This is a genomic window from Foliimonas ilicis (genome assembly GCF_039939195.1).
Lineage (GTDB): Bacteria > Pseudomonadota > Alphaproteobacteria > Rhizobiales > Rhizobiaceae > Foliimonas > Foliimonas ilicis.
In genome coordinates, this window is record NZ_JBDUUH010000010.1 from 29,875 (window position 1) to 54,179 (window position 24,305).

General features: G+C 57.2%; 22 protein-coding genes. 3 read left to right on the forward strand and 19 right to left on the reverse strand.

Annotated features, from left to right (window positions below; translation table 11 throughout):
* Positions 1 to 4 precede the first annotated feature (4 nt).
* The 9 genes from ABFT80_RS19740 to ABFT80_RS19780 all read right to left on the reverse strand — a co-directional run bounded on the left by ABFT80_RS19740 (position 5) and on the right by ABFT80_RS19780 (position 9,719).
* Entirely contained in the window at positions 5 to 820 is an 816-nt protein-coding gene (locus tag ABFT80_RS19740) for an ABC transporter ATP-binding protein (RefSeq protein WP_347973658.1), read from the reverse strand.
* Positions 817 to 1,647 carry an ABC transporter permease gene (locus tag ABFT80_RS19745; protein ID WP_347973659.1) on the reverse strand — a complete coding sequence of 277 codons (831 nt, stop codon included), beginning with the start codon at positions 1,645 to 1,647 and terminating at the stop codon, positions 817 to 819. The genes ABFT80_RS19740 and ABFT80_RS19745 overlap by 4 nt, the downstream gene beginning before the upstream one ends.
* 9 nt (positions 1,648 to 1,656) lie before the next feature.
* Entirely contained in the window at positions 1,657 to 2,526 is an 870-nt protein-coding gene (locus tag ABFT80_RS19750) for a sulfurtransferase (protein WP_347973660.1), read from the reverse strand.
* Between the two features lie 40 nt (positions 2,527 to 2,566).
* Positions 2,567 to 3,943: an NtaA/DmoA family FMN-dependent monooxygenase gene (locus ABFT80_RS19755; protein WP_347973661.1), complete on the reverse strand. Its 1,377-nt coding sequence runs from the start codon at positions 3,941 to 3,943 to the stop codon at positions 2,567 to 2,569.
* Positions 3,944 to 4,096: 153 nt separating this feature from the next.
* Entirely contained in the window at positions 4,097 to 5,527 is a 1,431-nt protein-coding gene (locus ABFT80_RS19760; protein WP_347973662.1) for an NtaA/DmoA family FMN-dependent monooxygenase, read from the reverse strand.
* A gap of 23 nt (positions 5,528 to 5,550) precedes the next feature.
* Positions 5,551 to 7,017: an NtaA/DmoA family FMN-dependent monooxygenase gene (locus ABFT80_RS19765; protein ID WP_347973663.1), complete on the reverse strand. Its 1,467-nt coding sequence runs from the start codon at positions 7,015 to 7,017 to the stop codon at positions 5,551 to 5,553.
* A 19-nt stretch (positions 7,018 to 7,036) separates the two neighbouring features.
* Complete coding sequence (locus ABFT80_RS19770; protein WP_347973664.1) at positions 7,037 to 7,813, reverse strand: ABC transporter ATP-binding protein; 777 nt, start codon at positions 7,811 to 7,813, stop codon at positions 7,037 to 7,039.
* 17 nt (positions 7,814 to 7,830) lie between these two features.
* The gene (locus ABFT80_RS19775; RefSeq protein ID WP_347973665.1) at positions 7,831 to 8,832 is read right to left on the reverse strand and encodes an ABC transporter substrate-binding protein; all 1,002 of its coding nucleotides are present in this window, start codon (positions 8,830 to 8,832) and stop codon (positions 7,831 to 7,833) included.
* Positions 8,833 to 8,861: 29 nt separating this feature from the next.
* Complete coding sequence (locus ABFT80_RS19780) at positions 8,862 to 9,719, reverse strand: ABC transporter permease (RefSeq protein ID WP_347973666.1); 858 nt, start codon at positions 9,717 to 9,719, stop codon at positions 8,862 to 8,864.
* 252 nt (positions 9,720 to 9,971) lie between these two features.
* Between ABFT80_RS19780 and ABFT80_RS19785 the strand changes: the two genes are divergently transcribed.
* Positions 9,972 to 10,994 carry an aldo/keto reductase gene (locus ABFT80_RS19785; RefSeq protein ID WP_347973667.1) on the forward strand — a complete coding sequence of 341 codons (1,023 nt, stop codon included), beginning with the start codon at positions 9,972 to 9,974 and terminating at the stop codon, positions 10,992 to 10,994.
* A 35-nt stretch (positions 10,995 to 11,029) separates the two neighbouring features.
* Here the strand turns inward: ABFT80_RS19785 and msuE are convergent, their stop codons facing one another.
* Positions 11,030 to 11,590, reverse strand: a complete 561-nt coding sequence (msuE, locus tag ABFT80_RS19790; protein ID WP_347973668.1) for an FMN reductase — start codon at positions 11,588 to 11,590, stop codon at positions 11,030 to 11,032.
* Positions 11,591 to 11,876: 286 nt separating this feature from the next.
* Entirely contained in the window at positions 11,877 to 12,866 is a 990-nt protein-coding gene (locus ABFT80_RS19795) for a hypothetical protein (RefSeq protein WP_347973669.1), read from the reverse strand.
* Positions 12,867 to 13,084: 218 nt separating this feature from the next.
* On the opposite strand from ABFT80_RS19795, the gene ABFT80_RS19800 reads away from it, so the two are divergent.
* Entirely contained in the window at positions 13,085 to 14,653 is a 1,569-nt protein-coding gene (locus tag ABFT80_RS19800) for a hypothetical protein (protein WP_347973670.1), read from the forward strand.
* Between the two features lie 41 nt (positions 14,654 to 14,694).
* Here the strand turns inward: ABFT80_RS19800 and ABFT80_RS19805 are convergent, their stop codons facing one another.
* The 4 genes from ABFT80_RS19805 to ABFT80_RS19820 form a co-directional block, all read right to left on the reverse strand.
* Positions 14,695 to 15,312, reverse strand: coding sequence for a hypothetical protein (locus ABFT80_RS19805; RefSeq protein WP_347973671.1), 618 nt, complete (start codon positions 15,310 to 15,312; stop codon positions 14,695 to 14,697).
* Positions 15,313 to 15,464: 152 nt separating this feature from the next.
* Entirely contained in the window at positions 15,465 to 16,577 is a 1,113-nt protein-coding gene (locus tag ABFT80_RS19810) for a CaiB/BaiF CoA transferase family protein (RefSeq protein ID WP_347973672.1), read from the reverse strand.
* A gap of 9 nt (positions 16,578 to 16,586) precedes the next feature.
* On the reverse strand, positions 16,587 to 17,357 hold the full coding sequence (locus ABFT80_RS19815; RefSeq protein WP_347973673.1) for an SDR family NAD(P)-dependent oxidoreductase: 771 nt from the start codon (positions 17,355 to 17,357) through the stop codon (positions 16,587 to 16,589).
* 140 nt (positions 17,358 to 17,497) lie between these two features.
* Positions 17,498 to 18,721 (reverse strand): ABC transporter substrate-binding protein, encoded by a 1,224-nt coding sequence (locus tag ABFT80_RS19820; RefSeq protein ID WP_455189972.1) that lies wholly within the window; start codon positions 18,719 to 18,721, stop codon positions 17,498 to 17,500.
* A gap of 330 nt (positions 18,722 to 19,051) precedes the next feature.
* Between ABFT80_RS19820 and ABFT80_RS19825 the strand changes: the two genes are divergently transcribed.
* Entirely contained in the window at positions 19,052 to 19,783 is a 732-nt protein-coding gene (locus tag ABFT80_RS19825; protein WP_347973675.1) for an IclR family transcriptional regulator, read from the forward strand.
* Here ABFT80_RS19825 and ABFT80_RS19830 read toward each other — a convergent pair.
* The 4 genes from ABFT80_RS19830 to ABFT80_RS19845 form a co-directional block, all read right to left on the reverse strand.
* On the reverse strand, positions 19,780 to 21,834 hold the full coding sequence (locus tag ABFT80_RS19830; protein WP_347973676.1) for an oxidoreductase: 2,055 nt from the start codon (positions 21,832 to 21,834) through the stop codon (positions 19,780 to 19,782). The two genes, ABFT80_RS19825 and ABFT80_RS19830, sit on opposite strands and share 4 nt — an antisense overlap.
* An 85-nt stretch (positions 21,835 to 21,919) precedes the next feature.
* A complete protein-coding gene (locus ABFT80_RS19835; protein WP_347973677.1) occupies positions 21,920 to 22,693 on the reverse strand; it encodes an amino acid ABC transporter ATP-binding protein in 774 nt (257 codons plus the stop codon).
* On the reverse strand, positions 22,677 to 23,510 hold the full coding sequence (locus ABFT80_RS19840; RefSeq protein ID WP_347973678.1) for an amino acid ABC transporter permease: 834 nt from the start codon (positions 23,508 to 23,510) through the stop codon (positions 22,677 to 22,679). Before ABFT80_RS19840 ends, ABFT80_RS19835 begins: the two co-directional genes overlap by 17 nt.
* Complete coding sequence (locus ABFT80_RS19845; protein ID WP_347973679.1) at positions 23,507 to 24,253, reverse strand: amino acid ABC transporter permease; 747 nt, start codon at positions 24,251 to 24,253, stop codon at positions 23,507 to 23,509. The genes ABFT80_RS19840 and ABFT80_RS19845 overlap by 4 nt, the downstream gene beginning before the upstream one ends.
* Positions 24,254 to 24,305 lie beyond the last annotated feature (52 nt).

Sequence of the window (24,305 nt, forward strand, 5' to 3'; positions counted from 1 at the left end):
TCGATCATAGGTCTGGCGCGAGATCGAGCCCGGCCCAGATTTCATCGACGAGTTGAGCAAAACGCGGGGATTTTCTGAGATCGGCCGGGTTTCTTGGTCGCTCCAGGTCGATTTTGACGTCGAGCTTGACGCGCCCGGGACGCGAGGAGAGGACGATCACGCGATCAGATAGTGTGACCGCCTCGTGAATGTCGTGGGTGACGAAAAGCACGGATCGGCGATATGCACTCCACACTTTCAGAAGCTCGCGGCCCATCGCGATTTTCGTCTGGGAGTCGAGCGCGCCGAACGGTTCATCGAGCAGGTACAGCTCCGGCTCGTAGGCAAGCAGGCGGCCCAGCGATACGCGCTGGCGCATGCCGCCGGAAAGCTGGTGCGGACGATGTTTTTCAAAGCCTGTCAGGCGCAGGAATGCGATCAGTTCGGCCAGCCGCGGCGCAATTTTCTCTTTCGGTAAACCGGCCAGATCGGCACCAACGCGTATGTTGTCTTCAACACTTGCCCACGGCAACAAGGTGTCGCGCTGGAACATGAAGCCGATGCGCTCGCGGTTTTCCGAAACCGGCCTGCCATCGATGCGGGCATGGCCGGAAGCAGGCACGAGCAGGCCTGAAAGGATGCGCAACAGCGTGGACTTGCCGCATCCGCTCGGCCCGACGATCGAGACGAACTCACCGGCGGCGACATCGAACGAAACATCATCCAACACCTTCACAGTGCCGGTAGACTGCGAAGCGAATGTGAGGCTAACGCCTTGAAGCGAGACTTTCGGCTGCGCAACCGGCGTGCTTGCCTGCGGCACTCTAAGGGCGACGTTCATGCCGCCCTCCACGAAGAGAATTTGCGCTCCAGCGCACCCACGATGAGGTTGCCGGCAACCGCGATGAAGGTCAGCGAGGTCAGTCCGGCGAAGACGCCGGTCGTATCAAGCCGTCCGGCTGAGTGTTCGATATACCAGCCGAGGCCCGCGCTTGCGCCGATGAGTTCGGCCACGACCGCGCCAATCAGGGCCAGACCGACGCCGATGCGCAGTGACGCTATCACCCAAGGCACCAGCCATGGCAGAAGCACCTTGCGGGCGACATAATGGCGGGGTGCCTTCATCGTGCGAAACAGATCGACCAGATCGCGGTCGATTGTTTTCAGACCCTCATGAATGTTCAGCATGAAAATGAACAGCACGGTCGAAAAAGCCATCATCACCTTGGAAAACAGATCGATGCCGAACCAGATGATGAAGAGCGGTGCGAGTGCCACGCGCGGCAGGCTGTAGAGTGCCATGATGAAGGGCTCGGCGACCGAGTTCGCATATTTGAACCGCGCCATTGCCATGCCGATCGGCACGCCGACCGCAAACGCAAGCGCCAGACCAAGGCCCGCCTCAAGCAATGTCCGCTGCATATGCCGCCAAAGGTCGCCGCTGGCAGCCAGCGAAATGAGACGCTCTGCGACGAGTGTCGGACTTGAGCTCCATATCTGGCTGACGCCCAGCCAGCCTGCGCCTTCCCACGCGATCATGATGGCCGCGAAGACCAGAATTCGGTCGCGGATGAGCCTTGCCCTTCCAGAACCGGAGATCCTGGAAAGCAACGATGGACGCTCCAATGCCTGCGGCGAGGTTTCGCGCGTGCCGTCTATGGCTGTCATTAATCCGTCCTAACCGCGTTCCGTGCCGGTCGCGACCGGCCGGGAAGGATCGGAACTCCACGCAGACCATGAGCCGGGAAACAATGCCGCCGGAATGCCGATGGATGCCAGCGAGATGATCTCATGCGTTGCCGATACGCCGCCGCCGCAATAGACGCCGACCTCTTCGGATCCCTTTATGCCCAATTTTTCGAAACGCTCGCGCAACACATCAGCACTCTTGAAACGACCTGCCTCATCGAGGTTTTGTGAGGTCGGCGCGCTGAACGCACCTGGGATATGGCCCTCGGTCAGTCGCCCATTCGAGCTTGCTGCACCGGCATAGGATTTCGCGTCGCGCGCATCCAGCAATATGCGCGAGCGCGCAAAGTCCTGGGCATCGTCGGCAGAGAGAACCGGTAAATTTCCGGCACTAAGCGAGACATTGCCATAATCCGGCAAAGGCACTTCGGTACTCAGCGACCTGCCAAGCGCTTTCCATGCAGCCAGACCGCCATCGAGCAGGCGCACATCGGTAATGCCTGCCCAGCGCAGCACCCACCATGCGCGCGCTGCCTGCTGGCCGAAATTGTCGTCATAGACAATAACTGTATCGCCTTCATTGATGCCCCAACGGCGCGCATCGCGTTGAAGGTCTGCGATTTCGGGGAGCGGCCTGCGACCGCTGAACCCTTTCTGTACGCCGGCGAGTTCGGTCGGGAGATCGGCATAAACAGCGCCTGGAATATGCCCCTCGCGATAGTGAGGGCGACCGTCGGGCGTCTGCAGATTGAAGCGGATATCGAGAATAATCTGCTGCTCTGCGCCATCGATACGCGCTGCCAGCTCCTCCGCAGTGACGAGCACTTTCTGGCGGTCAGAAGAATTGTCGTTCGGCATGGTTACGTCCTGAATTTCTGTAAAATTACACGGCCTGAAATCAACGGTTGGCGGCAGCCCGGAGTGTCGCATTCTGGCTTGCTGCAAAACGGTTTTCCGGGCGGTCAAGCCCGAAATGATCGCGCAGGGTCGAGCCCGAATACTCCTTGCGGTAAATGCCGCGACGCTGAAGCTCAGGGATGACAAGATTGACGAAATTTTCCGGTGCGCCCGGCAGGTATGGCGGGAAGATCATGAAGCCATCGACCGCTCGCTCTTCGAACCAGAGCTCGATCAAATCCGCGACCGTCTTCGGGTCGCCGACGATTTCCTTGAAATGAAGATTGCGCCAGAAGGCCAGGAAGATCTGGCGGATCGTCGGATCCTCGACACCGAAATTGTGGCGCGCTGCTTCGATTACGACACGCGCCTTTTCCGAAGGTGACGCAAGCGCCTCGACTTCCGACAAGGGCGTATCGTCGTGAAGGTCGGAAAGGACCGCACCGAATGCCTCGGAGAGCTTTTGAAGGTTCGTGACGACATTCGCCAAATCCTGAATGTGGCGATAGCGACCGAGCGCTTCGGAGGCGGTTTCGGCGGTGTAGACCGCAAGTCCGGGAATGATGAATTGCTGATCCGGGTTTCGGCCATAGGCAGCGAGGCGGCCTTTCAGCCGCGCATAGTATTCTTTCGCCCCTTCGAAGCCGAGCGTCGAGGAGTTGGTGAATTTGATATCGGAGAAGCGCGCACCGAACTCGACCGAACGATCGGATTTTCCGGCGTTGACGATTGGAATTTGACCCTGCACCGGGCGTTCTACATTGAGCGGTCCATCGATCTCGAAAAACTCGCCGCGGTAAGAAATCCGATGCACCTTGGACTCATCGACAAAAACGCCCGTCTCCTTATCGACGACTTTGGCGCCATCCTCCCAACTGTCCCACAACTGGGTTACGACGTCGGCGAATTCGGTCGCCCATTCATAGCGACGCTCGTTCTGCCAGTGCTCCTTGCGGTTATAGTTCTTCGCAGCGGCTTCCGCCTCGCCCGTCACGACATTCCAGCCGATGCGTCCGCCGCTCAAATGATCGAGGGTCGCCGTCGCGCGCGCAACGGAATAAGGCTCGGCATAGGTCGTGTTGACGGTCGTGACGATACCGATTTTGCTTGTCGCGGCCGCAATGAAACCGGCGAATGAAAGCGCCTCTGGCCGCAAGACCTGATTTGGCCTTTCGTGCTGCCATTCCGGCAGGCCAACCACCTGATCGCCGATGAAAAAGAAGTCCATCTTCCCGCGTTCGGCGAGTTGGGCCATTTCAATCAGAAGCTTAGGATTAGAATTCCCGTCCGTTCTGGCCTCCGGTAAACGCCATCCCGCAGGATGAAATCCAGTAGGCCAGATGGTAAATCCTAGATGGAGCTCTCTATTATGAGACATTTTTTATCCTTTTATTTCCCGCATGCTAGGCAATTATGAGAAAATCGAGGACACAAAATTTTCTAAAGTTTTCAATATACTTAGATTATATTTATCGAATATTGCGATGCCTTTGGTTTCCGGCACACCAAAATTCACTCCGAGCCACACGCTTTAAGCAACTTCCGAGATTTTCAAGCGCCCTGAAACCGTGAGCCGGTTCGGCGGCCGGTCCAGCTTGAGATGGTCTCTGAATGTCGGGCCGCTATAATCCTTGCGATATATTCCGCGCGCCTGAAGCACCGGAACGACAAGGGTCGTGAACGCTTCCACCGCGCCCGGAATGTAGGCCGGGAATATATTGAACCCGTCGGCAGCCTTCGCCTCATACCAATGCTGAATGTAGTCGGCGACTTCGTCAGGATCACCGACGACAATCGCGCCTCCCAGCGAAGCACCGTGAATCAGGTCGCGATAGATGATGGGTTTTTCTCCACCGATAGTACGTCGCGTGCGCCGCGTGATTTCGGCGAACAGGCGTTTTCCTTCATCGTTCGAGGCGTCGAAAGTCTGCTGATCCACCGGCTCGGCATGATCGCGACCGCGAACATCGACGCCGATAAGCCCGGATACGCGGGCGAGATTTCGATGCTTTTCGCGTCCGAGCCCGCCATAGCGCACCTCGCCGACGGCAATGTCTTCCGGGTCGAGTACCAGAAGGCTGTTCAGGTGATCGTAGATCGCCACCGCTTCCTCGGTCGTTTCTGCAACGATCGGGGTCAGACCGGGGAGAATGGAAATCTCACGGTCGGTGCGGCCATATTTTTTCGCCCGTGATTTGATGTCGGCGTAATAGGCCTGAGCGGCACCAATTGTCGGCTGCCCGGCGAAGATAACGTCGGCGTCGCGCGCGCCGAGTTCGCGTGATCGTTCGGACGTACCGGCATGCAGGATCACCGGATGCCCTTGCACCGGCCTTGCGACATTGAGAGGCCCGTCCACACTGAAATAGCGGCCGCGATGGTTGAGCTGATGCACCTTCGAAGGATCGACGAACCGTCCGCTTTCGGGATCGCGCACGAATGCATCGTCCTCGAAAGTATCCCACAGGCCTTTGACGACATCGACGAATTCATCCGCCCAATCATAACGCTTCTGGGTTTCCCAATGCTCGTCGCGGCTGAAATTTGCCGCCGCAATCGCATCCGCACCCGTCACGATGTTCCAGGATGCGCGCCCCTTGCTGAGATGATCGAGCGACGCAATCAAACGTGCCACCGTGTACGGGTCGTAATAGGTCGGATTGGCAGTCACCACGATGCCGATATGAGACGTTGCGGCGGCCAGACTTGCCGCGGACACGAACGGCTCCAGACGCGACATTTGCGCAGGGTTGGTGGTTTGCAATTCCGGGTCCGTCGCCAGCCTGTCGCCGAGAAAAAGGAAGTCGAATTTCGCGGCTTCGGCAAGCTGCGTGACATATTGCAGAAATTCGATGCCGAAAGCAGCATCCGGCTTGGAGCTCGGCATGCGCCATCCTGCCGGGTGCGTTCCTCCGGCCCAGAACATCAGGCCCAGATGCAGTTCGCGCTGTGGTGTTGTCATGTCGATAAGCCTTTCGGATATTTTCAGGCGGCCCAGCGGCTTCGAGGACGCTCAAGCCCGAGATGATCCCGCAACGTCTTACCTTCATACTCGTCGCGAAACAGGCCACGGCGGCGCAATTCGGGAAGAACGAGGCTGTTAAATTTCAGGAACTGATCGAAGACAAAGGCAGACTGGATGTTGAAGCCGTCGGAAGCGCCAGCGTTGAACCAGGCTTCAAGATAGTCGGCGATCTCGATCGGGCCGCCCACGACGATATGTCCGCCTACGATATGGTTATAGAGCAGATCGCGCAGCGTCGCCGGCCTGTCCGCTCCAATGCTTCGGCCGGTTCGGCTTTCTGTTATCGCCAGCAGATAGCGCCCGGTCGGATTGAAGCGTTCTGCAAGTTCCGCCGTTATCGGGCTGTCGGGATCGATTGCAGTCACGTCCACGCCAATGCGTTGAGAAAGCGCGCCAAGATTGCGCGTTCCCATTTCCGATGCCTCGCCTCTTACTTCCGGGCGGGAAACACTCAAATCCCAGAACGAAGCGCCCTTGCCACCGAAACGGATGTCGTCATCAAGCAAGATGAGCGCGTTCAGCTCGTCATAAATCTCTCGGGCCTGCTCCAGCGTTTCCCCGACGATCGGTGTCAGGCCCGGCAGAATTGAAACCGCCTCGGGCGCACGGCCATAGGCCGCCGCACGACGGCGAATGTCCTGCGAATAGGCGATACCGTTTTCGATGGTCGCAGCGGCTGCGAAAATCACATCGGCTTCGCGTGCGCCGAATTCGCGTGACCTGTCGGACGTTCCCGCGTGCAGAAGCACCGGTTGCCCCTGCGGGGACCGCGCAACGTTCAGCGGACCTTTGACGCTGAATGTCTTTCCCACATGGTCGAGAGGATGGATTTTCGACCCATCAACGAATTCGCCCGTTTCCTTGTTTCGGATGAATGCGTCGTCTTCCCAACTGTCCCACAGTCCACGAACTATGCCGATGAACTCGTCGGCACGGTCGTAGCGGTAGTTCGGGTCGCCATGCTCCGGGCGGCTGTAATTTTGCGCCGCACGTCCGTCCGCCCCGGTGACGACATTCCAGGAAGCGCGTCCATGCGTGACATGGTCGAGCGATGCGACGAGCCGTGCGAGATTGAACGGCTCGTAGTAGGTGGGATTGGCCGTGACCACGATGCCGATATGGCTCGTCCTGGTCGCGATATAAGAGGCCGCCGTGAAAGGCTCGATGCGAGCCAGCACAGAGGTATTCGTAAATTCATAGCCGAGCCCGGTTGCGAGCCGGTCACCGAAAAAGAAGAAGTCGAATTTCGCCTCTTCGGCGATCTGCGCAAGCCGGGTGATGTGCTCCGCGTCGAACGCGCCCTCATAGGCAGCGCCCGGATAGCGCCATCCTGCGGGGTGCGTCCCGTTTGCCCAGTACATATAGCCGAGTTTGAGATGCCCCGGCCTTCTCGCAGGCGACGACGCCTTTTGTGGTTCTGCGCTCATAAAATTCCTCGCATATAAATCAGGCGACCAGTGGACTTTGCGACGCGGCTTCCTCGACGGCATGGAGAACTTCGTAGATCGCCGCCTCCTGCTTCAGAAGGGATAGGTCGCCGCGCTTTCGCGGCCTCGGCAGATTGATTTCGAAAATCTCATGTATCCGGCCCGGCCGCGGCGACAGCAGAACGATGCGGTCCGCAAGGAAAACGGCCTCGCCGACATCATGTGTGACGAAGACGATGGTGCGCCGATGTTCCTGCCACAGCCGGATAAGATCTTCCTGCAGTTTGATCCGCGTAATGTGATCGACCGCGCCGAACGGCTCATCCATCAAAAGCACTTCGGGATCGTTGGCGAGGGCACGGGCAATGCCTGCGCGCTGCCGCATTCCACCCGAAAGCTGATGCGGATATTTTTCACCGAATCCGCCAAGACCGACTTGTGCCAGATGGGCCGCCACCGCCCTGCGCCGCTCTTCTTTGGGAACACCTCGAAGCTCAAGGCCAAGCTCGACATTGTTCTCGATCGTCCGCCAGGGAAGCAGCGACGCATCCTGAAAAACGACACCGAGGCTTGGCTGAGGGCCATTTATCGGACGCCCGTGAAACTCCACCTTGCCGTCCGTCGCACTTTGCAAGCCGGACAATATCTCGAGCAGCGTGCTCTTTCCGCAGCCGCTGGGGCCGAGAAGGACGATGAACTCGCCCTCCTCCACCTTCAGGCTGATATTTTTGAGCGCCACCACCGGCGACGTTCCCGGATAGACCTTGTTCAGATTTGCGACGTTGAAAACGGACATCGGTTCACTCCAGACGCTCAGTTTCCGACTTTCGCGGCACGTTCCGGGGATGCGAAAGGCTTCACATATTCGCGCGGAATGAAGCGCTCATCGATGAACGCCGCCGCGTCATAGGGTTCCTTCTGATTGCCAAGCTGGATTTCGACCTGCTGCGTATCGGCAATGGCCTTTGGATCGACCGCCGGGTTGTTGTCCCAAATGTCGTCTTCCTGCTTGATCGCCTGGCGCACCGCTTCCGGGTCGAGATGGAGTTGCGCCTGAAGCCACGGGATATATTCGTCGTGATGTTTCTTGGCGTAAGTGTATGAGCGGAAATAAGCGCGCAGACCCCTCTCCAGCAGATCGGGATCATTGGCGATGACATCGTTTCCGGCAATCAGCACTCCGGTGTGGTAAGTCGGCAGATAGTCCCAGCCGCGCGCGAGCGTCTTGGACTCGCCCTCCAATTCGCCAAGCGCCGGGAATGGCTGGTGAATGATCGTGGCATCGACCTGACCGGAAATCAGCGCGCCGTAAGCTTGCTGATTGGTGCCAGCGGCAAACAGCGTCACGTCCTTGGCCGGATCGACGCCGTTCTCGCGCAGAATGACCTTGAGATAGGCGTCCATATTGGAGCCCTCTACGGCATTGCCGATCGTCTTGCCTTTCAGGTCTTCGAAGTTTTCGATGCCCTTGCGGGCGATCAGGAAGAATGGGCCTTTGCTGCGGAAAGCGGAGGCAATAATCTTGATGGGCGAGCCGAGCGCCGCCGCACGAAGATATTGACTGGTTGGTCCGAAAGCGAAGGTCAGATCGCCGGCGGCGACCCCGGTCGGTACGTCGGACACATCGGTGAACTCGACGTCCAACCCTTCTTCATCGAAGAAGCCTTTCTCGACGCCAAAGCGTATCGGCTGCTGCGTATAGGATGTGCTTTCCGCTAGAGTAAGTGTTTTCCGCTCCGGCTTGTCCTCGGCAAAAGCAGAGTTTGCGACGAGAAGCCCGGTAACGAGCGCAATGCTGGCAAGAAGTTTTTTCATGGTGATACCTGTACTGATGAATGGGATGGCTAAGCGTATTTCCATCGAAGGAAGACGCGCCTTTCGAGAAGATTGACGAAGAATACGGTGATGAGTGCGACAGCCGTGATCGACACGACGAGCGCGAAAACACTGGCGGTGTCGTAGACGCCCACCGCACGATTGAGCATGTTTCCGAGGCCTGCCTTCGAAGCGACGATCTCTGCAAACAGAGCTGCGACAAGGCACATGGCGGCCTCGATGCGCACTGCAGCCATGATGGACGGGACTGCGGAAGGCAGGATGATCTTGAACACCAGTTGCAGCTTGGTCGCGCCAAGCGAACGAGCGACCTTTAGATGCCGGTCATCGACCTGCCGGATGCCGGCAATCGTGTTGAAGACGAAAAGGAAGTAGCCGAACAGGAAGACAATGAAGACTTTGTGAGAAAATCCGATACCCAGATAGAGCGTGAGCATAGGTATGATCGTGACTTTGGGAACCGCCATCGCGGCAACCAGAAACGGGTTCAGGAAGCGGTTCGCGTTTTCGAACAATCCCATGTAGACGCCGGTGCCGACACCGAACACAAAGGCCAGCGCAAAGCCGAGAGCAGCTTCAGATAGCGTAACCCGCAAATGGTAGAGAAGGTCGCCTTCATTCAACAAGCGCGGGAACGCGGCAGCCACCTGCGTTGGCGAAGCAAGATAGAGTTGCTTGATCGATCCGCTATCCACCAGATACTGAATGCTGCCCAAGATCGCCGCGAGCAACGCAATCTGCCCGACCTGAAGCCAACCGAGCTTCGGCAGCGTTATGCCGCTCGATATAGCGCTGCGACCCGACTGCTTTCGTGCATGAAAGCCTGTCGAAAGCTTCGGATTCTCTAAGTTTGAGGTAACGGACATGCTTGGCGTCAATCCTTCTTCCTGGATTTCCCCGCGCAGCCAAGCGCGGTCCCGATCAAGCCATCCAACCGAAATTGCCGGATAACTCGAACTGACCGCCAGCCTAAAATCTTTAATGTCTACTAATAAGGTAGATTAATCCAATCTGCCTCGGAAAGGGAAAAAACGATCCCTCGCCGCTTGCCCATGCAGGCAATACCGTCCGCGCGGAAAATCGCTTGTTCAGGGGATTTTGCAATCTGGAGATATTGCATGAGAACTGTCCAACTGGGCTCGACCGGGCTCAAAATTTCCGCCCTCGCCTTCGGATGTTCGAGCTATGGTTCGAAAGACTGGATGCCCTGGGCTTTGTCGGAAGAAGATGCGCAGCCGCATTATCGGCAGGCCTTCGAAAGCGGCTTTACATTCTTCGATACTGCCGATTCTTATTCCACCGGCCTCAGCGAAGAAATTCTTGGCCGCGCGCTGAAACGGTTCGGTCCGCAGCGCGATCAAGTGGTCGTCGCAACGAAGGTTTTCGGCACGATGGGCCCAAGCGCGAACCAGCGTGGTCTTTCGCGAAAACACATCCGCCACGCAATCGACGACAGTCTTCGCCGCCTCGGCACCGATTATGTCGACCTCTACCAGATTCACCGGCTCGATCCATCGACACCTGCTGAAGAACTGCTGCAGGCGCTGGACGATATCGTGCGGGCGGGCAAAGCGCTCTATATCGGCGCAAGCAGCATGCATGCCTGGCAATTCGCAAAACTTCAGGTGCTAGCTGAGAGCAACGGCCTGACCAAGTTCGTCACGATGCAGAACAAGTACAATCTGCTCTATCGCGAGGAGGAGCGCGAAATGCTGCCGCTGTGTCTGAATGACGGCGTCGGCGTTATACCGTACAGCCCGCTGGCCAGAGGCCTGCTCGCGGGAAGCCGGCGGCGCAATTCCGACCGTTCGCAGGTGGTGCGCGATTTCACGCGACCGCAGGACGAGGCAATTGTCGATCGTGTTATCGAGCTTGCCGAGAAACGCGATGTAAAGCCGGCACAAATCGCGCTGGCATGGCTGCTCGACAATCCAGCCGTCACCGCGCCGATCATCGGAGCGACAAAGCCTCATCATATCGAAGACGCTCTCGGCGCACTCGATATTGAACTAAGTGCCGACGAACGGCAGTTTCTGGAAGAGCCCTACACGCCGCAGCAAGTTCAGTTCGATCGTAACGAGACGCTGCTTCCGGGACAAACTGCGGCGCCCGATGTCCTGCCGCGTTTCAGACGCGGATAAAGCCAAAAATGGTCTCCTTACAAGGCGACCACAGATTACTCTGCCGCGACTTGCAGAAAGTTGCGCCCGTAGGTGGCAAGAACGGCTTCGGAAACGGCCTGCGTGGCACGATTTCGAATGGCCGGATTGCTGATTGCACCATCGGTGAAATCGCGGTCTGAGGCATAGATTGCCGTCGGCAGTGAGAAGGCTTCGAAGAAACCGAAAAGCGGGCGTAGCTGATGCTCGACGATCAGCGAATGACGATCGCCTCCGCCGGTCGCAACCAGAATGACCGGTTTTCCGCGCAGATCGCTTGGATCGAGCAGATCGAAGAAATGCTTGAATAGCCCGGTGTAGCTGCCTTTGAAGGTCGGCGTTCCGACCACCAGCAGATCCGCCTGCTTGAGTTCGGCAATGATGCCGGATGCCTGATCGTCTAGTTCCTTCGACCATCGGGCTGCGGGAAAAGACGGCCCAAGATCGGCAATGTCATACACCGATGGAGATGCCCCGAATTGCGCACCAGCCTCTGTCGCAATGTGATCGACAAAACTCTTTGTCTTCGAAGGACGGGTCAAATTGCCGGAAAAGCCGACAATGCGGAATTGGGTCATCGATAGTCCTCGAAATCGCAGTTTCAATTTCTACCAATCTTATCAACATCAGCCATCACGAGAAGGAAATGCGTGTCGCGATACGAGATGGAAGGAAACAATCTGCGCGTCGAAACTCGAAAATCAGCAAAGTCATTTTATACAGGGTGAAAATGTGCCGCTCGAAGGTGACGGGTCAAAGTGGAGCGCCATACGCTCGGCAACTTTGCGGAGGCGCGCCAGACGCCAATCGTCTGGATAAGAGGTTTGACGACTATCTCGACGGCTATCCTGCCGAGACGCGCCTTTATCGGCCCGGCAATTCCGGGAGTTTGAGGTTGCCGCGTGCGTCTTGAATGTCCGTAACTAGCGATACTTCGGTCGCTTTGTTGGCAGCCAGATCGTAGGTTATTCGAACTGCGAGGTCCGTTTTGCACCGACGCTGGCCAGGTGTGGATTCGCTGCAGGCAAGGATGTAGGTGCGGATGAGATCGATGCGCTGGCTGTCGAGCTTTGTATCGCGACCGAATGCAATAGTCGGAACATGCCCGCCGCCGGGCTGAGTTTTGAGGAAGTCCGCCGCGATTTCAGCCAATTTCTTATCCAGGCCGCTATTGCCGGCGTAATTCGGATAAAGGCGCAAATCGTCGGCCTTAACAACATCGCTGTTGACGACCCGATTTGCGAAATAGGTAACTCCATCATAGCGTTTTCGCGCCACGGAATGTTCACGGGTCAGCGGATCGGGCGCGGATGTCGGCTTTGCGCCGACCGTGGGGAAAATATGCAGCCGGAAATTCTCCAGGAGATTGAACGACGTGGTCTTTGATTCCTGACGGAAAGCTTTCAGGCAGGGGCTAAGTCGATCCAATTCCTCTTGCTGGTTTTCGTTGGTGAGGTTCAGTTCGATCTGCGGGTGAAAGTAAGCCGCTCCTTGTCCAAGATCGGCAACCGCCAGCAATGGCACCCCGCATGAGCGAAATGATCGAGACAAAGCTTTCAGTACTTTGCCGTTTTCCATACCCACGGCATATGCCTTGCGAAATCGATCCTCGCACTTTGTTCCAAGGCGACAATCCGCCGGTTTCGGATCGACATTGAGATCGATGCGCGTGACCGGGTCATTGCGAACTGCAAACGTCACAATGTAATGGTCTTTCTGAAGACTGGTCCCGTAAAGTTCGAGTTCACCGGGATAGAGCGCTTCGGAAAGTTGCGTTGCCGCTTTGATCGAGGCATCGCGGTCCGCGCAGCCAACAAGGCCCAAAGACAGCGCGACGAATGACGCATTCAACATGACCCGCATGCTGCGACCAAGCTTCATTCAGCGGTCACTGTCGAAAAGCGCTGTGGACCTCGCCAGTTTCAATGATTTCATCCCATCCATCTAAACGTGCATTGAATATTTGACATAAGAATTCCGATTATTCAGAACCTTGGAGTGCGATACAAGGTATTTCCCGACCCGGAATTCCAGAAAACCAGCGGCTAACAACGATCTCCAGGGAATAGCTGATGAGGGCAATTTTTCTTTCTCTGATCTTATTTGCTTCCGGCCCGGCGCTTGCCGCTACCGAAGCGGAGTTCAATTCAGCCCTGAGCCAAACAGCAAGCCGCGTTCTCACAGCGCGCGTACTCACAAATCTGTGCGACACGCGCGATCCCGAAGGTGCGAGTGCGCGCAAAGACGCTCTTTCGAGCTGGCTCCATCGGCATGATGTCGCGAAATACGATGCGCTGATGGCCGAGCTCGTCCGTCGTAGCGCCATTTCGGAAGCTGAAATGGCGGCAAACAACGAAAGGGCGCGGGAGCAAATTGATGCTTCGCTAAACGAAGATGATTCCGACTGCGCAAATCTGGCTGGCTTCCTGGCGGATAAGAAATATGAGATTCGAAACCTGATCCGCGATCTGAGCCGCTTCACGCGCAATCTAGGCATCCGCATCAGCGATCAAGCCGTCACCACAAAAACAGATAATGTCGAAATCACCGGATTGGCGCAGTTTTCAGTATTGGCGGAAGCTGAGATGTCAAAAGTCGGCTCTCGGGAAGGCGCGCAAAGTGACCGCCATCTCCGCAACGCGCGTGAGCAGCATCTTGAGGCCTACCTCGCACGATACGCCGGAATTGCTGGCTTCGGTCGGGTATTTAAAGCCGACGAGATACGCGAATGGCGCGGCGACAAGCAGTCCAGATTTTCATTTCGATGCCGCAGTTTCAAAGATCCCAGCCACGAAGCGCGCATGAACGCCTCGATCGGACAAGACATGGTCGTTCTAGGTACGCCACGTACCGTCCTCGATGCACACGACCCTTCAATTGTTCTCGTGAACTGCGCTATTTTTTCCTTGTCGGAGATCGGCGAAACGATGCCCGTTTTTGACGATGCATCCGGTCTTGTTCTTCGACCTTTGGAATTCGATGAGGCTTATGCCGGGCCGAATGCAGGTATCGCGAAGAAGGATGTGGATCGTGTGCTCTATGTGGCCGATTTCGAGAACCGAATGGATGGCTTCGGCAACGGATACACTCACCGTGAAGAGTACTTCTACGTGCTTCTGAACGATGGCAGCGCCTACCAGCACCAGTGGAGTTTTCCTTTCACGGATTTGAATGTGGCGCTTTCGAAGTCCCGCGAACCGGAGCGTTGGATGACATGGTCGAAAAGCTGGACTGGTACCATTACGCTCACCAGGGACGGTTCGGAGATCGATCTTTCCGCGGCTCAAGAAATCAAGCCGATTGCCACGGGAACGCGGCTCGACAGGTCTTATTATTTTTTGAATGTCGGCTCTGGCGGCGTTAGAAGGGACCGCTCCTACGTCTTTCAGCCTAGTGGCAAAGTCACGCACTCACGCGGCGGTTTCGTCGCGGGAAACTTTGCCACCAGCTATATGATAGTGACCAACGATCGCGATGACAGCGCGACATCGAGTTATCGTTTCGAGGATTATGCTCTGGTCCTCTCACATCCCAATGGAGAAGAACGACATTTCTTTGCCGTTCTGGCTGATGCTGACTCGAAAGACCCGGAAGACATAATCGTCAGCGGCAATATCTACTGGACGAAAAAGAATGACTAGATACGCGTTCTGATTGGCGAGGCTAAACTCGCTCCTGTTCGCTAATCCATTCCCCATGGTCGCGCCGTTTGACTGGAGTCATTCCAGCCAATGCGATCGATGCGCCACTGGCCGTTCGACAACTGAACCATTTCCATAAGGATCATGTGCGGGTCGGAGCCGGTAGCGATTTCAAGGCGCGCCTTGCCATTTGTATGATCAATGGCTGTCACCGCAGCGCCGGGGCCAAACGTGAATGGCAGCATTCGGTTCTGTTCGGCGCTCAACATCAAATCATCGAATACCAGCACAGCGTCGTTGCGTATGTCAGCGAGCAAATCCGCATGGTCGCTGGATACTTCTGCGAACTTCGAACCCGGAATCGCGCCGGAGCCGGCCCCCGGAAATAGCCGTGTCTGGTCATCTTGTGCCGTTTTCAGGAAGCCTTCCTTCGCATCCGGTGAAAGCAGAAAGTATGCGGTGAAATAATCGGACCTGATGTTGGCGTTGATAAATGTCATCGCACTGTTTTGCGGGGTGCTCATGTCGAGGGCGCTGATTGGCGTTCGCTGCGCCATGTATTTCTCGTATTGCGCGGCCTCACTTGTGCTGTCGATTTCTTGCGCCGCACACAAAGATGACGAGGCCAACAACAGGCAGATCAAGCCGAGCTTGCGCATAAGGACTGGTCCTCCAAACAAAGATCAGGCAGCGATAATTGCGGTCCGCAAACACCATCCAGCACTGGGACTACACCTCTTTGACCATAATGTAACCCAAGGTTTACTGGTGCGCGCTTGTTTCAATCAGCCCGGCTGAACCAAGAGTGTGGTCAGTTGCTTTTCGTTGGGGCCAGCTTTCGCGTAGCGGCAGGGGTAGCAGAGAACCGCACCGGCGGCCGGACGTTGAGCATCTCGCCTTCACTTGGATGCTCGACCTTTTCGAAGAAGCCTACGGCCTTGAGGTGCGGGTCTTCGAGGAGGTCATCGATGGTATTGACCGCTGAACACGGCACCTGCAACGGCTCGAGCATGGCCAACCATTCGGCTGTACTGCGGCTTGGCAGGCATGAGGCAAGACGCTCGTAGAGCGTGCCGACCATTTCGGCACGCGCGCCGTCCGAAGCCAGCGCTTCCTCACTGGCCCAGTCTTCACGATCGGCTGCGCGGAAAAATGCGCGCCAGTGCGATGCGGTGTAAGGCATCACGGCAATGTAGCCATCGGCCGTTTTATAGGGACGACGGTGACGTGAAAGAATGCGCGAATAACCGGTCGGTCCCACAGGCGGCACGAAGCTGCGTCCAGCCAGATGCTCGACCATCAGGAAGGAAGCCATCACCTCGAACATCGGCACTTCGATGGCCTGCCCTGCTCCCGAGGACGCGCGATGGAAAAGTGCTGCATTGATAGCAGAAACGGCGAACAGACCGGTCGTCTTGTCCGCCGCAATGGTCGGAGCATAGACCGGCTCGCCGCCGAACTGCGCCGACAGCCCGGCCCATCCCGATGCCGCCTGGATAATATCGTCGTAAGCGGGGCGGTCGCTATAAGGCCCATCCTGTCCGAAGCCGACGATCGCGCAGTAAATTAGACGCGGATTGCGCGCCAGCAGCGCCGCCGGATCCAGCCCGGCACGCCGCGCTGCGTCCATGCGCATGTTGTGAACGAAAACATCAGCGTCATCGATCAGCGCCAGCAAACGTTCCCGGTCGACGGCCTGTTTCAGATCGAGCGTGATGCTTTCCTTGTTGCGGTTGCAATTCAGGAAAGCTGCGCCCATTCCTGCCGACCGCGCAGGACCGGGCGCACGCATGATGTCGCCCGACGGCGGCTCGACCTTCACAATGTCGGCCCCCATATCGCCCAGCATCTGCGTGGCGTAAGGCCCCGCAATGACGGTCGAAAGATCGATCACCTTGATGCCGTCGAGAGGTCCGCTCATCATTCGCTCCTGTCAGCGCGCGGTGAAACCGCCATCCACCGGTAGCGCAACGCCGGTGACGAAGGATGCATCGTCGGAGGCGAGCCACAGCACCGCATGGGCCACTTCCTCGGCCTTGCACAGGCGGCCCATCGGAACGGCACTAAGCATGCGCGCCTGATTGTCCTCCGCCTCCTTCGGATCGCCCGAGCGGCCGGTGAAGCCGATCTTCATGGGCGTGTCCGCCAGACCGGGGCATACGACGTTGACGCGCACATTGTCCGCCGCGAAGCGCTGAGCGAGCGACTTGGTCAATCCAACCACGGCGAATTTCGCCGCCGAATAGACGGGGCTGAACATCGAACCGACGAGGCCGGAAACAGAGGAAGTGAAGACGATCGAGCCGCCGCCGCGTTTGCGCATGTGGCCGATCACCTCGCCCGCAGCAAGCGTGGCCGACGTGATGTTGAGCGAAATTGCCTGATCGTAGGCTCCCAGATCGAGGTCTTCGACACCGCCCGGCCCCGGAATGCCTGCATGCGCCCACAAAATATCGACGCCACCCAGCGCATCCACCGCCTGGTGAATGGAACTGCGAGCCTCCTCAGGCTTGGAGAGATCGGCCTGGATCGTCACGATTGAGTGGCCATCCTGTTTCATGTCGGCGGCAAGTGCGGCCAGACGATCGGGATCGACGTCCACCGCTGCGACGCGAGCACCTTCCTTTATAAAAAGCTCGACGCCAGCCCGGCCCATGCCGGAAGCCGCCGCAGTTACGATCACAAGTTTATCCTTCAGCCGCATTTCGGCGCTCCTTACCTTTGATTTCAATTGACGTAGGCGTCAGGGAAGCGCCCGTGTGCACTCATTATTCTGGTGCGCGGATCGAGATAGGCCGCAATCGCCCAGGGAAATGGATGGCCCTTGCGCAGGCCATCCAGGCGTTACTGAACGAGCGGGCAACCACCCTCTTCGATTGGCCGGAAAGCCCTCTCGGCCGGAATTGTCGAGCGGACGGTGTAATAATCCCAAGGCTTCTTGGATTCCTCCGGCGATTTGACTTCAACCAGATGCATGTCATGAACGACCCGGCCGTCTTCACGCAGCCAGGTCTGTCCAAACAGCGGATCATCAAACTGGCCTCTTTCGCGCATGGCCTTGACGACCGCAGCACCATCTTCCGGCGAACCGACCTGCTTGACGGCTTCGAGGTAGGCGAGCGTGGCCGAGTAGGCACCTGCTTGGTTCATCGTCGGCATCCTGCCCTCGTTGCGCTCGGCATAGCGCTCTGAAAAGGCACGCGTCTCGTCGTTGAGATCCCAGTAGAAAGCGGTCGTAAGCAACAGTCCCTGTGCGGTTTCCAGACCCAGCGAATGAATGTCGGAAATGAAGAGCAGCATCCCGGCAAGCTTCTGCCCGGCCTGAACGATGCCGAACTCCGATGCCTGCTTGATCGCGTTGATCGTATCGCCACCGGCATTTGCAAGCGCGATGACTTGCGCCTGGGTTGCCTGTGCCTGTAGCAGATAGGATGAGAAATCCTTGGTGTCGGTCGGATGACGGACCGCACCCCGCACCTCGCCTCCATTGGCCTCGATTACCGCAGTAGCGTCGCGCTGGAGCGAATGGCCGAGCGCGAAATCAACGGTGATGAAGAACCAGGATTTTTCACCTTCACGCGTGAGCGCGTCTGCCGTTCCGTGCGCCAATGCCCAAGTGTCGTATGTCCAGTGAACCGAATTGGGACTGCAAGCTGATCCCGTCAGGTCGGAAGTACCGGAAGCGGTAAGCAGCGCGACCTTGTTGGCCTCTTTGGCGAGTGGCGCGAGCGACAGCGAAATCGCGCTTGTGGGCATATCGACAAGCGCGTGCACCCCATCCGCGTTCAGCCATTGGCGCGCGATTGCATTGGAGACGTCAGGCTTGTTCTGCGCGTCCGCTGCAACGACCTCAACCTTGAAATTCTCCGAACCGGGCCGCTTCATGAAGTCTTCGGCAGCCATTCTGGTAGCGTTTGCAGCGCCCGCGCCGCCGATGTCGGAAAAAATCCCCGACATGTCGGCCAGAACGCCAAGCTTCACGTTGATTTCCTCGGCCACAGCGGCAGCACCGTAACCTGTAACGACAATTGCCAAGCCAAAGGCCTGGAGACACCTTTTCATTCCCATATCAAAACCCTCCCAAGCTCCTCCGACATCCGGGGTACACAAGTAGCGCTTGCCGGATGCCATAAAATTCCATTACATGAATTTAATATTCTTGTACATGAATAAATGGCTCGCAATTTACGGGTTTGACTTGGCCGCTTCACTCAAGGACTGCATGGCGTGAGCGGAAATTTTGCTGTACGCAGAGGATAATCCGAGGAGGTGTTCCCTGAATCCCCATCCGCCGACAGACGCGCAAAATGGATCGCCGAAACGAGGCAATCCGCTTCCTATGGATTTCCCAATGCGCCTATATGTGGCGTGCGGTAATTGTCGCCTTGCGTGGTCCGAATGCTTGTAAAACAGGCCGCAAACGTCGTTGAACTTCTCGAGTTCTTTGCCCGTCACCGGCAACCCGCCACGATGGCGGAAATCTCCGACATGCTGAACTGGCCGCGCTCCAGCACGTTCAATCTCGTGGGTACGCTTGCCGAGAAGGGCTATCTTTACGAGCCGCGCGGACGCGGCGGTTACTACCCCAGCCCGCGATGGATGAGCACCGTACGCGCGGTGGCGGATGCCGACCCCTTGCCTGTCGCTTTGATTGAGGCCGTCGCGTCCATTCAGGCGCGGACGGGCGAGACAACTGCGGTGGGCCAGGCAACCGGAACGCATGTCATTTTCGTCCATGTCTGTGAATCGGAGCAACCGATCCGGTATTTCGCGCAGATTGGTACGCGTGTTCCCATTCATGCAAGTTCGGCTGGCCGCGCAATCCTGTCTCACTACAGCCGGCGCGAACGGGAGGCTATCTATCGCCGAATTGCTTTCACCGACTATTCCAGCACAACGCCGATGAGCATTGACGCGGTGGAGGCCGAGCTGGAAGAGGCCATCCAGCTCGGATACCACCAGAGCAATTCCGAGTTCATTCCCGATCTGGCGGGCGTCGCGCTGCCTCTCACCCTTGACCATCGCAAGCTCTCGATCGTCGTGGCGGGGCCGACGTCGCGTTGCCTGCAGCGGCGGCCTGAAACTGCTTCGATAATCAAGGAAGAACTGGCCGCCAGCGGACTGGCCTAAAGCGCACTACAAATGCGCAGCGAGTCGAGGATCGCGGCGTGGATGTTCCTGCTTGAGACGGCATCTCCCACCCGATGAAGCTCGAACCCATCGGCGGAAAGCTTGGGTTGCGGCTTCACATCGATCAGCGCATCGAGATTTGTCACACCGGCATTGGATGATTTCTCCCGAATCTCGAAATAGAGATCGTCCATGGGAATGCTGCCCTGCTCCACTATCACCTGATCGACGGTGATTGTCGTGCTTGTCTGGGCGATCTCGTTCAACAATGTCGCCTCCAGACGGTTGTCCTTCCGGCTCACGGAAACAAGTCGCGTTTCGGCAATCGGCTTGACGCCTATTTCAAGAAAGCGTTTTTTCCAGCGCAAGCGCTCCGCATAGGTAAGCTCTTCCGAGATCGTGGCATCGATCGTGACATAGGTGACTTCCGCACCAGCATCGCGTGCCCGTTCCGCAGCCAGCGGCCCCGGATGCCTTCCAGTGCCGTCATAAACCAGAACATCGCCAAGTACCGGCGTTTGGCCGGTCAAAACATCCCACGTGCTGACACAAAGTTCACCGCCCGTCTCCAGATCCAACTGTGGAAGGCCGCCGGTCGCCATAATCACAACGTCAGGTTCGAGCGCCCCGAGGTCCGAGCCATCCATGTAGCTATTGGTATGAATCGACACTCCCAGCCGTTCGAGTTCGCTTACCCGCCATTCGACAATGCCTGAAAGGTCGCGCCTCCAGGAACCGGTTGCACCGATGCGTATTTGCCCTCCGAGTTGATCGGCCGCCTCGTAAAGCGATACTTTATGACCACGCTCCGCGCTCACCCGGGCAGCTTCGAGGCCTGCGGGTCCCCCGCCTATAACGATAACTTTTTTGGACGGGCCGGATGTTTTCTTTATCACGTGGCTAAGCGTTTTCTCGCGTCCGGTGGCCGGATTATGGAGACAAGACGGCCGGTAAGGAGACTGACAATGCGTTGCACCAACGCATGGGCGTATTTCCGTTTCGCGGCCGCCGGCAAGCTTTTCGACAAGGTGAGGATCGGCGATCTGGGCTCGCGTCATCCCGGCCATATCTACCTTGCCTTCTGAAATTGCATATCTGGCAGATGCGACGTCCGCGATACGTGCGGCGTGAAATACCGGAAGCCCGATTTCGTTTCGGAAAGTTCCGACAGGCTCCACCCATGGCGCAAGCGGCGAACCCATGCCGGGCATATTTTCTTCGACAAGCGCGCGCGTCGTATCCATCGTCCCGTAAATTGCGTTGAAGAAATCGACCGCTCCGGCCTTCTTGAGGATGAGCGCTGCCTTCACGCAATCGTCAAAGCGCAAACCACCATCGGGGCCTTCGTCCACCACGAACCGCATGCCGACAATGAAATCATCATCGTCGACTGCCTTTCGGATCGCCTCATGCACAAGCAAGGCGAAACGGCAGCGGTTTTCCAGGGAACCACCAAAACGATCGGTGCGCCGGTTGGTTTTGGGCGACAGAAATTGTCCGATCAAATGGCCGGCGGCCAGCGTCTCAATGCCATCCAGCCCACCTTCCTTGCAGCGTCGTGCGGCTTGGCCATACGCATCGACGATGCGCTTTATGTCGTATTCGTCCATTTCCTTTGGGATACTGCGATGCAGCGTTTCCCTCAGCGGCGATGGAGCAACCGTTGAAACCCAATCGCCAGCGTAAGGATCGCCACGACGCCCAAGGTGCGAGATTTGACACATGAGAGCAGCACCTTGCGCATGCATTCTTTCCGAAAAACGCTGGAAATGCGGGATAATGGCGTCAGTACCGACATTGAGCTGTCGGAATATGTTCGGAGAGTCGCGGTCCACGTTGGACGATCCGCCAAACATCGAGAGGGCCAAACCGCCTTGGGCCTTTTCCTCGTGATAGCGCTGATAGGCCTCCTCCGGCATGCCGCCAACCTCAAGGCCGCAGGCGTGACTGGTACTCATTACCCGGTTTCTAAGCTTCAGTTTCTTGATGGTCAGCGGCTGCAACAAAGGATCTTTGTTTTTAATGCCATTTGTCGGATTGGATTCAAGCATCGTTAGCTCCTGTAAAAAAGCCGAGCAGCGTCGTTCGCGCGGGCTGCGCTGCCCGAGCGTCTGACTTCGGCAATGTTGTTTTCTGCTACAGAACCTGGCTTAGAAACTGCCGGGTTCTGGGGTCTTCGGCCTTGGTGAAGAGCTTGTCCGGCGGACCATGCTCGACGATTACGCCTTGATCGGTGAAGTAAACATGGTCGGCAACCTCGCGAGCAAAACCCATTTCATGAGTGACAAGAATGCAGGTCATTCCTTCGGCCGCGAGATCCTTGATGGTAAGCAGAACGTCTTTCACCGTCTCCGGATCCAGTGCTGCCGTCACCTCGTCGAAGAGCATTACCTCGGGACGCATGGCCAGGCTGCGCGCGATGGCGACACGCTGCTGCTGGCCACCGGAAAGCTCTCCGGGATAGGCATTTTCCTTGCCGCCAAGGCGCACCTTGGCGATCAGAGCGCGGGCACGCGCTTCGACCTCCGCCTTGGGCTCCCTCAACACGAGTACGGGCGCCATCATGACGTTCTGCAGTGCGGTCTTGTGGGGAAAGAGGTTGTATTGCTGGAAAACGATACCGACCTTTCGACGCAAGGCGAGCTTGTCGAGATTTGGATCGTTGACCTCCTGCCCCTCCACCTTGATCGAACCCTTCTGAATTGTGTTCAGGCCGTTGATGCATCGAATGAGCGTGGACTTGCCGGAGCCGGATGGCCCGATAATGCAGATCACCTCACCTTTGCGAACGTCAAAGCTGACGCCCTTCAGCACCTCAAGAGAACCGAAGGATTTGTGCACGCCGGCAACTGAGACGATGGGCTCGGAGAATCGAATTTCTCGCTCAATTTTTTCAGTTTGCGACTGCATATTTCATCTCCAGTTTCCTGGTCCAAAGCGCGATTGGGTAAATGTAGGCGAAGAAGAGACACATCAGGAAAAGGTAGAACGGGATCAGGAACTCCGGTCTCGAACCCGCCGCTTCCATTGCCGCCTGCGCGTTACCCACAGCCTCTTGAACACCAAGAATGGAGGCCATGGGCGTGGCGAGCGCGAGCAAGGCATACCAGTTCATCCATGATGGGATCATGCGCTTCACGCATTGCGGAAGGATGATCCATCTCAGAGTCTGCGCCCGCGTGAAAGCGAGGCTTTCTGCAGAATCCCATTGGCCTTTCGGTATCGAGCCGACAGCGCCTCGGAGAATTTCACTGATATTGGCCATGACCGGAAGGGCAAAAGCGAAGGTGGCTTTCCACCAATCGGGTATCGAAACCAGACCAAGTCCGGGAATTCGGAACTGAAACGGCACCAGAAACATCACCATGAACAGAATGACCAGCCATGGGGAATTACGGAACAGATGGGTGACGTACCGCGCGGGCATGCTGACGGCCCTCAACTGGCTTATCTGCATGAGCCCCAGACCGACACCCAGAACCGTGGCGAGCGCCATCGCGATGAAGCTCATACCCAGATTGAGCAGGAAACCCTTCAATATGAATGGCAGCCAGACTATCAGCGTTTGCAAAGCTGTCTGCCGGTCTTCGCCGGAGGTTTGCGCCTGAGCCGCCGCAACCGTAAGGCACAGCATGACCACAAGGGCAATTCCGTGCCAGAGGCGCAACCGGCCCAGCCCTTGATCGCGAAGGCGCGCAACGTCTATCTGAAAAGCACGCTGCGTCATTGTCCGTACCCCGGAAGCGCCAGACGCTTTTCCAGCCAGTGAAGGCCTGTTGCCAGAACTGTCACGACCACGATGTAAAACAGGAAAAGCAGAAGCATCATTTCCGAGACATTCACATTGTCCGACCAGACCTGATTGAGCGTGTAGGTCATTTCAGGGACGGAGATGACGTAGGCCAGCGAAGTTGTCTTCGCGAGGCTGACAAGATTGTTGGTCAGTGCGGGAAGGCTTATGCGAAACGCCAGCGGCAGCGTTACATACGCGTAGGTCTGCCACTTGGAGAATCCGAGGCTTTCAGCCGCCTCTTTGGTCGAAGAAGGAACCGCTTCCAACCCCGCCCTGAAAATCTCGACGTTGAACGCTCCGCCGAAAATTCCCAAGGAAATCAAGGCCCAGCCAAAAGCCGAGATCATCGGCTCGTAGTAGCCTCCGGCATCGATCTGCGGTGTGTAAGCACCCAGCGCAAAGTAGAAAAACAACATTTGCACCATAGGCGGCGTATTGCGGAATATCTGGATGTAGACATCCACAAACCCGCGAATTGCTCGAGATTGAGCACTTTGCGCCCATGCGCCCGCGACACCTACGACCAGTGAAATGATCAGAGACCAAACGATCAACTGCAACGAGTAGGCGATTCCCGACAGGAACCGCCCAAACTCGTATTCGTCATAAAACACAACGAAGTTGAGCCCCGTCGTCTCGTACAAATCCCTAAAAAACGGGGCGATGAACTCTAGCACGCCTTACTCCGCAGCTTCATTTTCAAACTTTTGTTTGCTGACAGAAAGGCCA

What these genes read in the sequence shown, in the direction of transcription:
- ABFT80_RS19805 (WP_347973671.1), bottom strand. Translation starts at nt 15,312, where the DNA reads ATGCGCAAGCTCGGCTTGATCTGCCTGTTGTTGGCCTCGTCATCTTTG.
- ABFT80_RS19795 (WP_347973669.1), bottom strand. Translation starts at nt 12,866, where the DNA reads ATGTTGAATGCGTCATTCGTCGCGCTGTCTTTGGGCCTTGTTGGCTGC.
- ABFT80_RS19760 (WP_347973662.1), bottom strand. Translation starts at nt 5,527, where the DNA reads ATGACAACACCACAGCGCGAACTGCATCTGGGCCTGATGTTCTGGGCC.
- ABFT80_RS19740 (WP_347973658.1), bottom strand. Translation starts at nt 820, where the DNA reads ATGAACGTCGCCCTTAGAGTGCCGCAGGCAAGCACGCCGGTTGCGCAG.
- ABFT80_RS19800 (WP_347973670.1), top strand. Translation starts at nt 13,085, where the DNA reads ATGAGGGCAATTTTTCTTTCTCTGATCTTATTTGCTTCCGGCCCGGCG.
- ABFT80_RS19825 (WP_347973675.1), top strand. Translation starts at nt 19,052, where the DNA reads ATGCTTGTAAAACAGGCCGCAAACGTCGTTGAACTTCTCGAGTTCTTT.
- ABFT80_RS19750 (WP_347973660.1), bottom strand. Translation starts at nt 2,526, where the DNA reads ATGCCGAACGACAATTCTTCTGACCGCCAGAAAGTGCTCGTCACTGCG.
- ABFT80_RS19785 (WP_347973667.1), top strand. Translation starts at nt 9,972, where the DNA reads ATGAGAACTGTCCAACTGGGCTCGACCGGGCTCAAAATTTCCGCCCTC.
- ABFT80_RS19830 (WP_347973676.1), bottom strand. Translation starts at nt 21,834, where the DNA reads ATGCTTGAATCCAATCCGACAAATGGCATTAAAAACAAAGATCCTTTG.
- ABFT80_RS19745 (WP_347973659.1), bottom strand. Translation starts at nt 1,647, where the DNA reads ATGACAGCCATAGACGGCACGCGCGAAACCTCGCCGCAGGCATTGGAG.
- ABFT80_RS19820 (WP_455189972.1), bottom strand. Translation starts at nt 18,721, where the DNA reads ATGGGAATGAAAAGGTGTCTCCAGGCCTTTGGCTTGGCAATTGTCGTT.
- ABFT80_RS19765 (WP_347973663.1), bottom strand. Translation starts at nt 7,017, where the DNA reads ATGAGCGCAGAACCACAAAAGGCGTCGTCGCCTGCGAGAAGGCCGGGG.
- ABFT80_RS19755 (WP_347973661.1), bottom strand. Translation starts at nt 3,943, where the DNA reads ATGTCTCATAATAGAGAGCTCCATCTAGGATTTACCATCTGGCCTACT.
- ABFT80_RS19780 (WP_347973666.1), bottom strand. Translation starts at nt 9,719, where the DNA reads ATGTCCGTTACCTCAAACTTAGAGAATCCGAAGCTTTCGACAGGCTTT.
- ABFT80_RS19840 (WP_347973678.1), bottom strand. Translation starts at nt 23,510, where the DNA reads ATGACGCAGCGTGCTTTTCAGATAGACGTTGCGCGCCTTCGCGATCAA.
- msuE (WP_347973668.1), bottom strand. Translation starts at nt 11,590, where the DNA reads ATGACCCAATTCCGCATTGTCGGCTTTTCCGGCAATTTGACCCGTCCT.
- ABFT80_RS19810 (WP_347973672.1), bottom strand. Translation starts at nt 16,577, where the DNA reads ATGATGAGCGGACCTCTCGACGGCATCAAGGTGATCGATCTTTCGACC.
- ABFT80_RS19815 (WP_347973673.1), bottom strand. Translation starts at nt 17,357, where the DNA reads ATGCGGCTGAAGGATAAACTTGTGATCGTAACTGCGGCGGCTTCCGGC.
- ABFT80_RS19775 (WP_347973665.1), bottom strand. Translation starts at nt 8,832, where the DNA reads ATGAAAAAACTTCTTGCCAGCATTGCGCTCGTTACCGGGCTTCTCGTC.
- ABFT80_RS19770 (WP_347973664.1), bottom strand. Translation starts at nt 7,813, where the DNA reads ATGTCCGTTTTCAACGTCGCAAATCTGAACAAGGTCTATCCGGGAACG.
- ABFT80_RS19835 (WP_347973677.1), bottom strand. Translation starts at nt 22,693, where the DNA reads ATGCAGTCGCAAACTGAAAAAATTGAGCGAGAAATTCGATTCTCCGAG.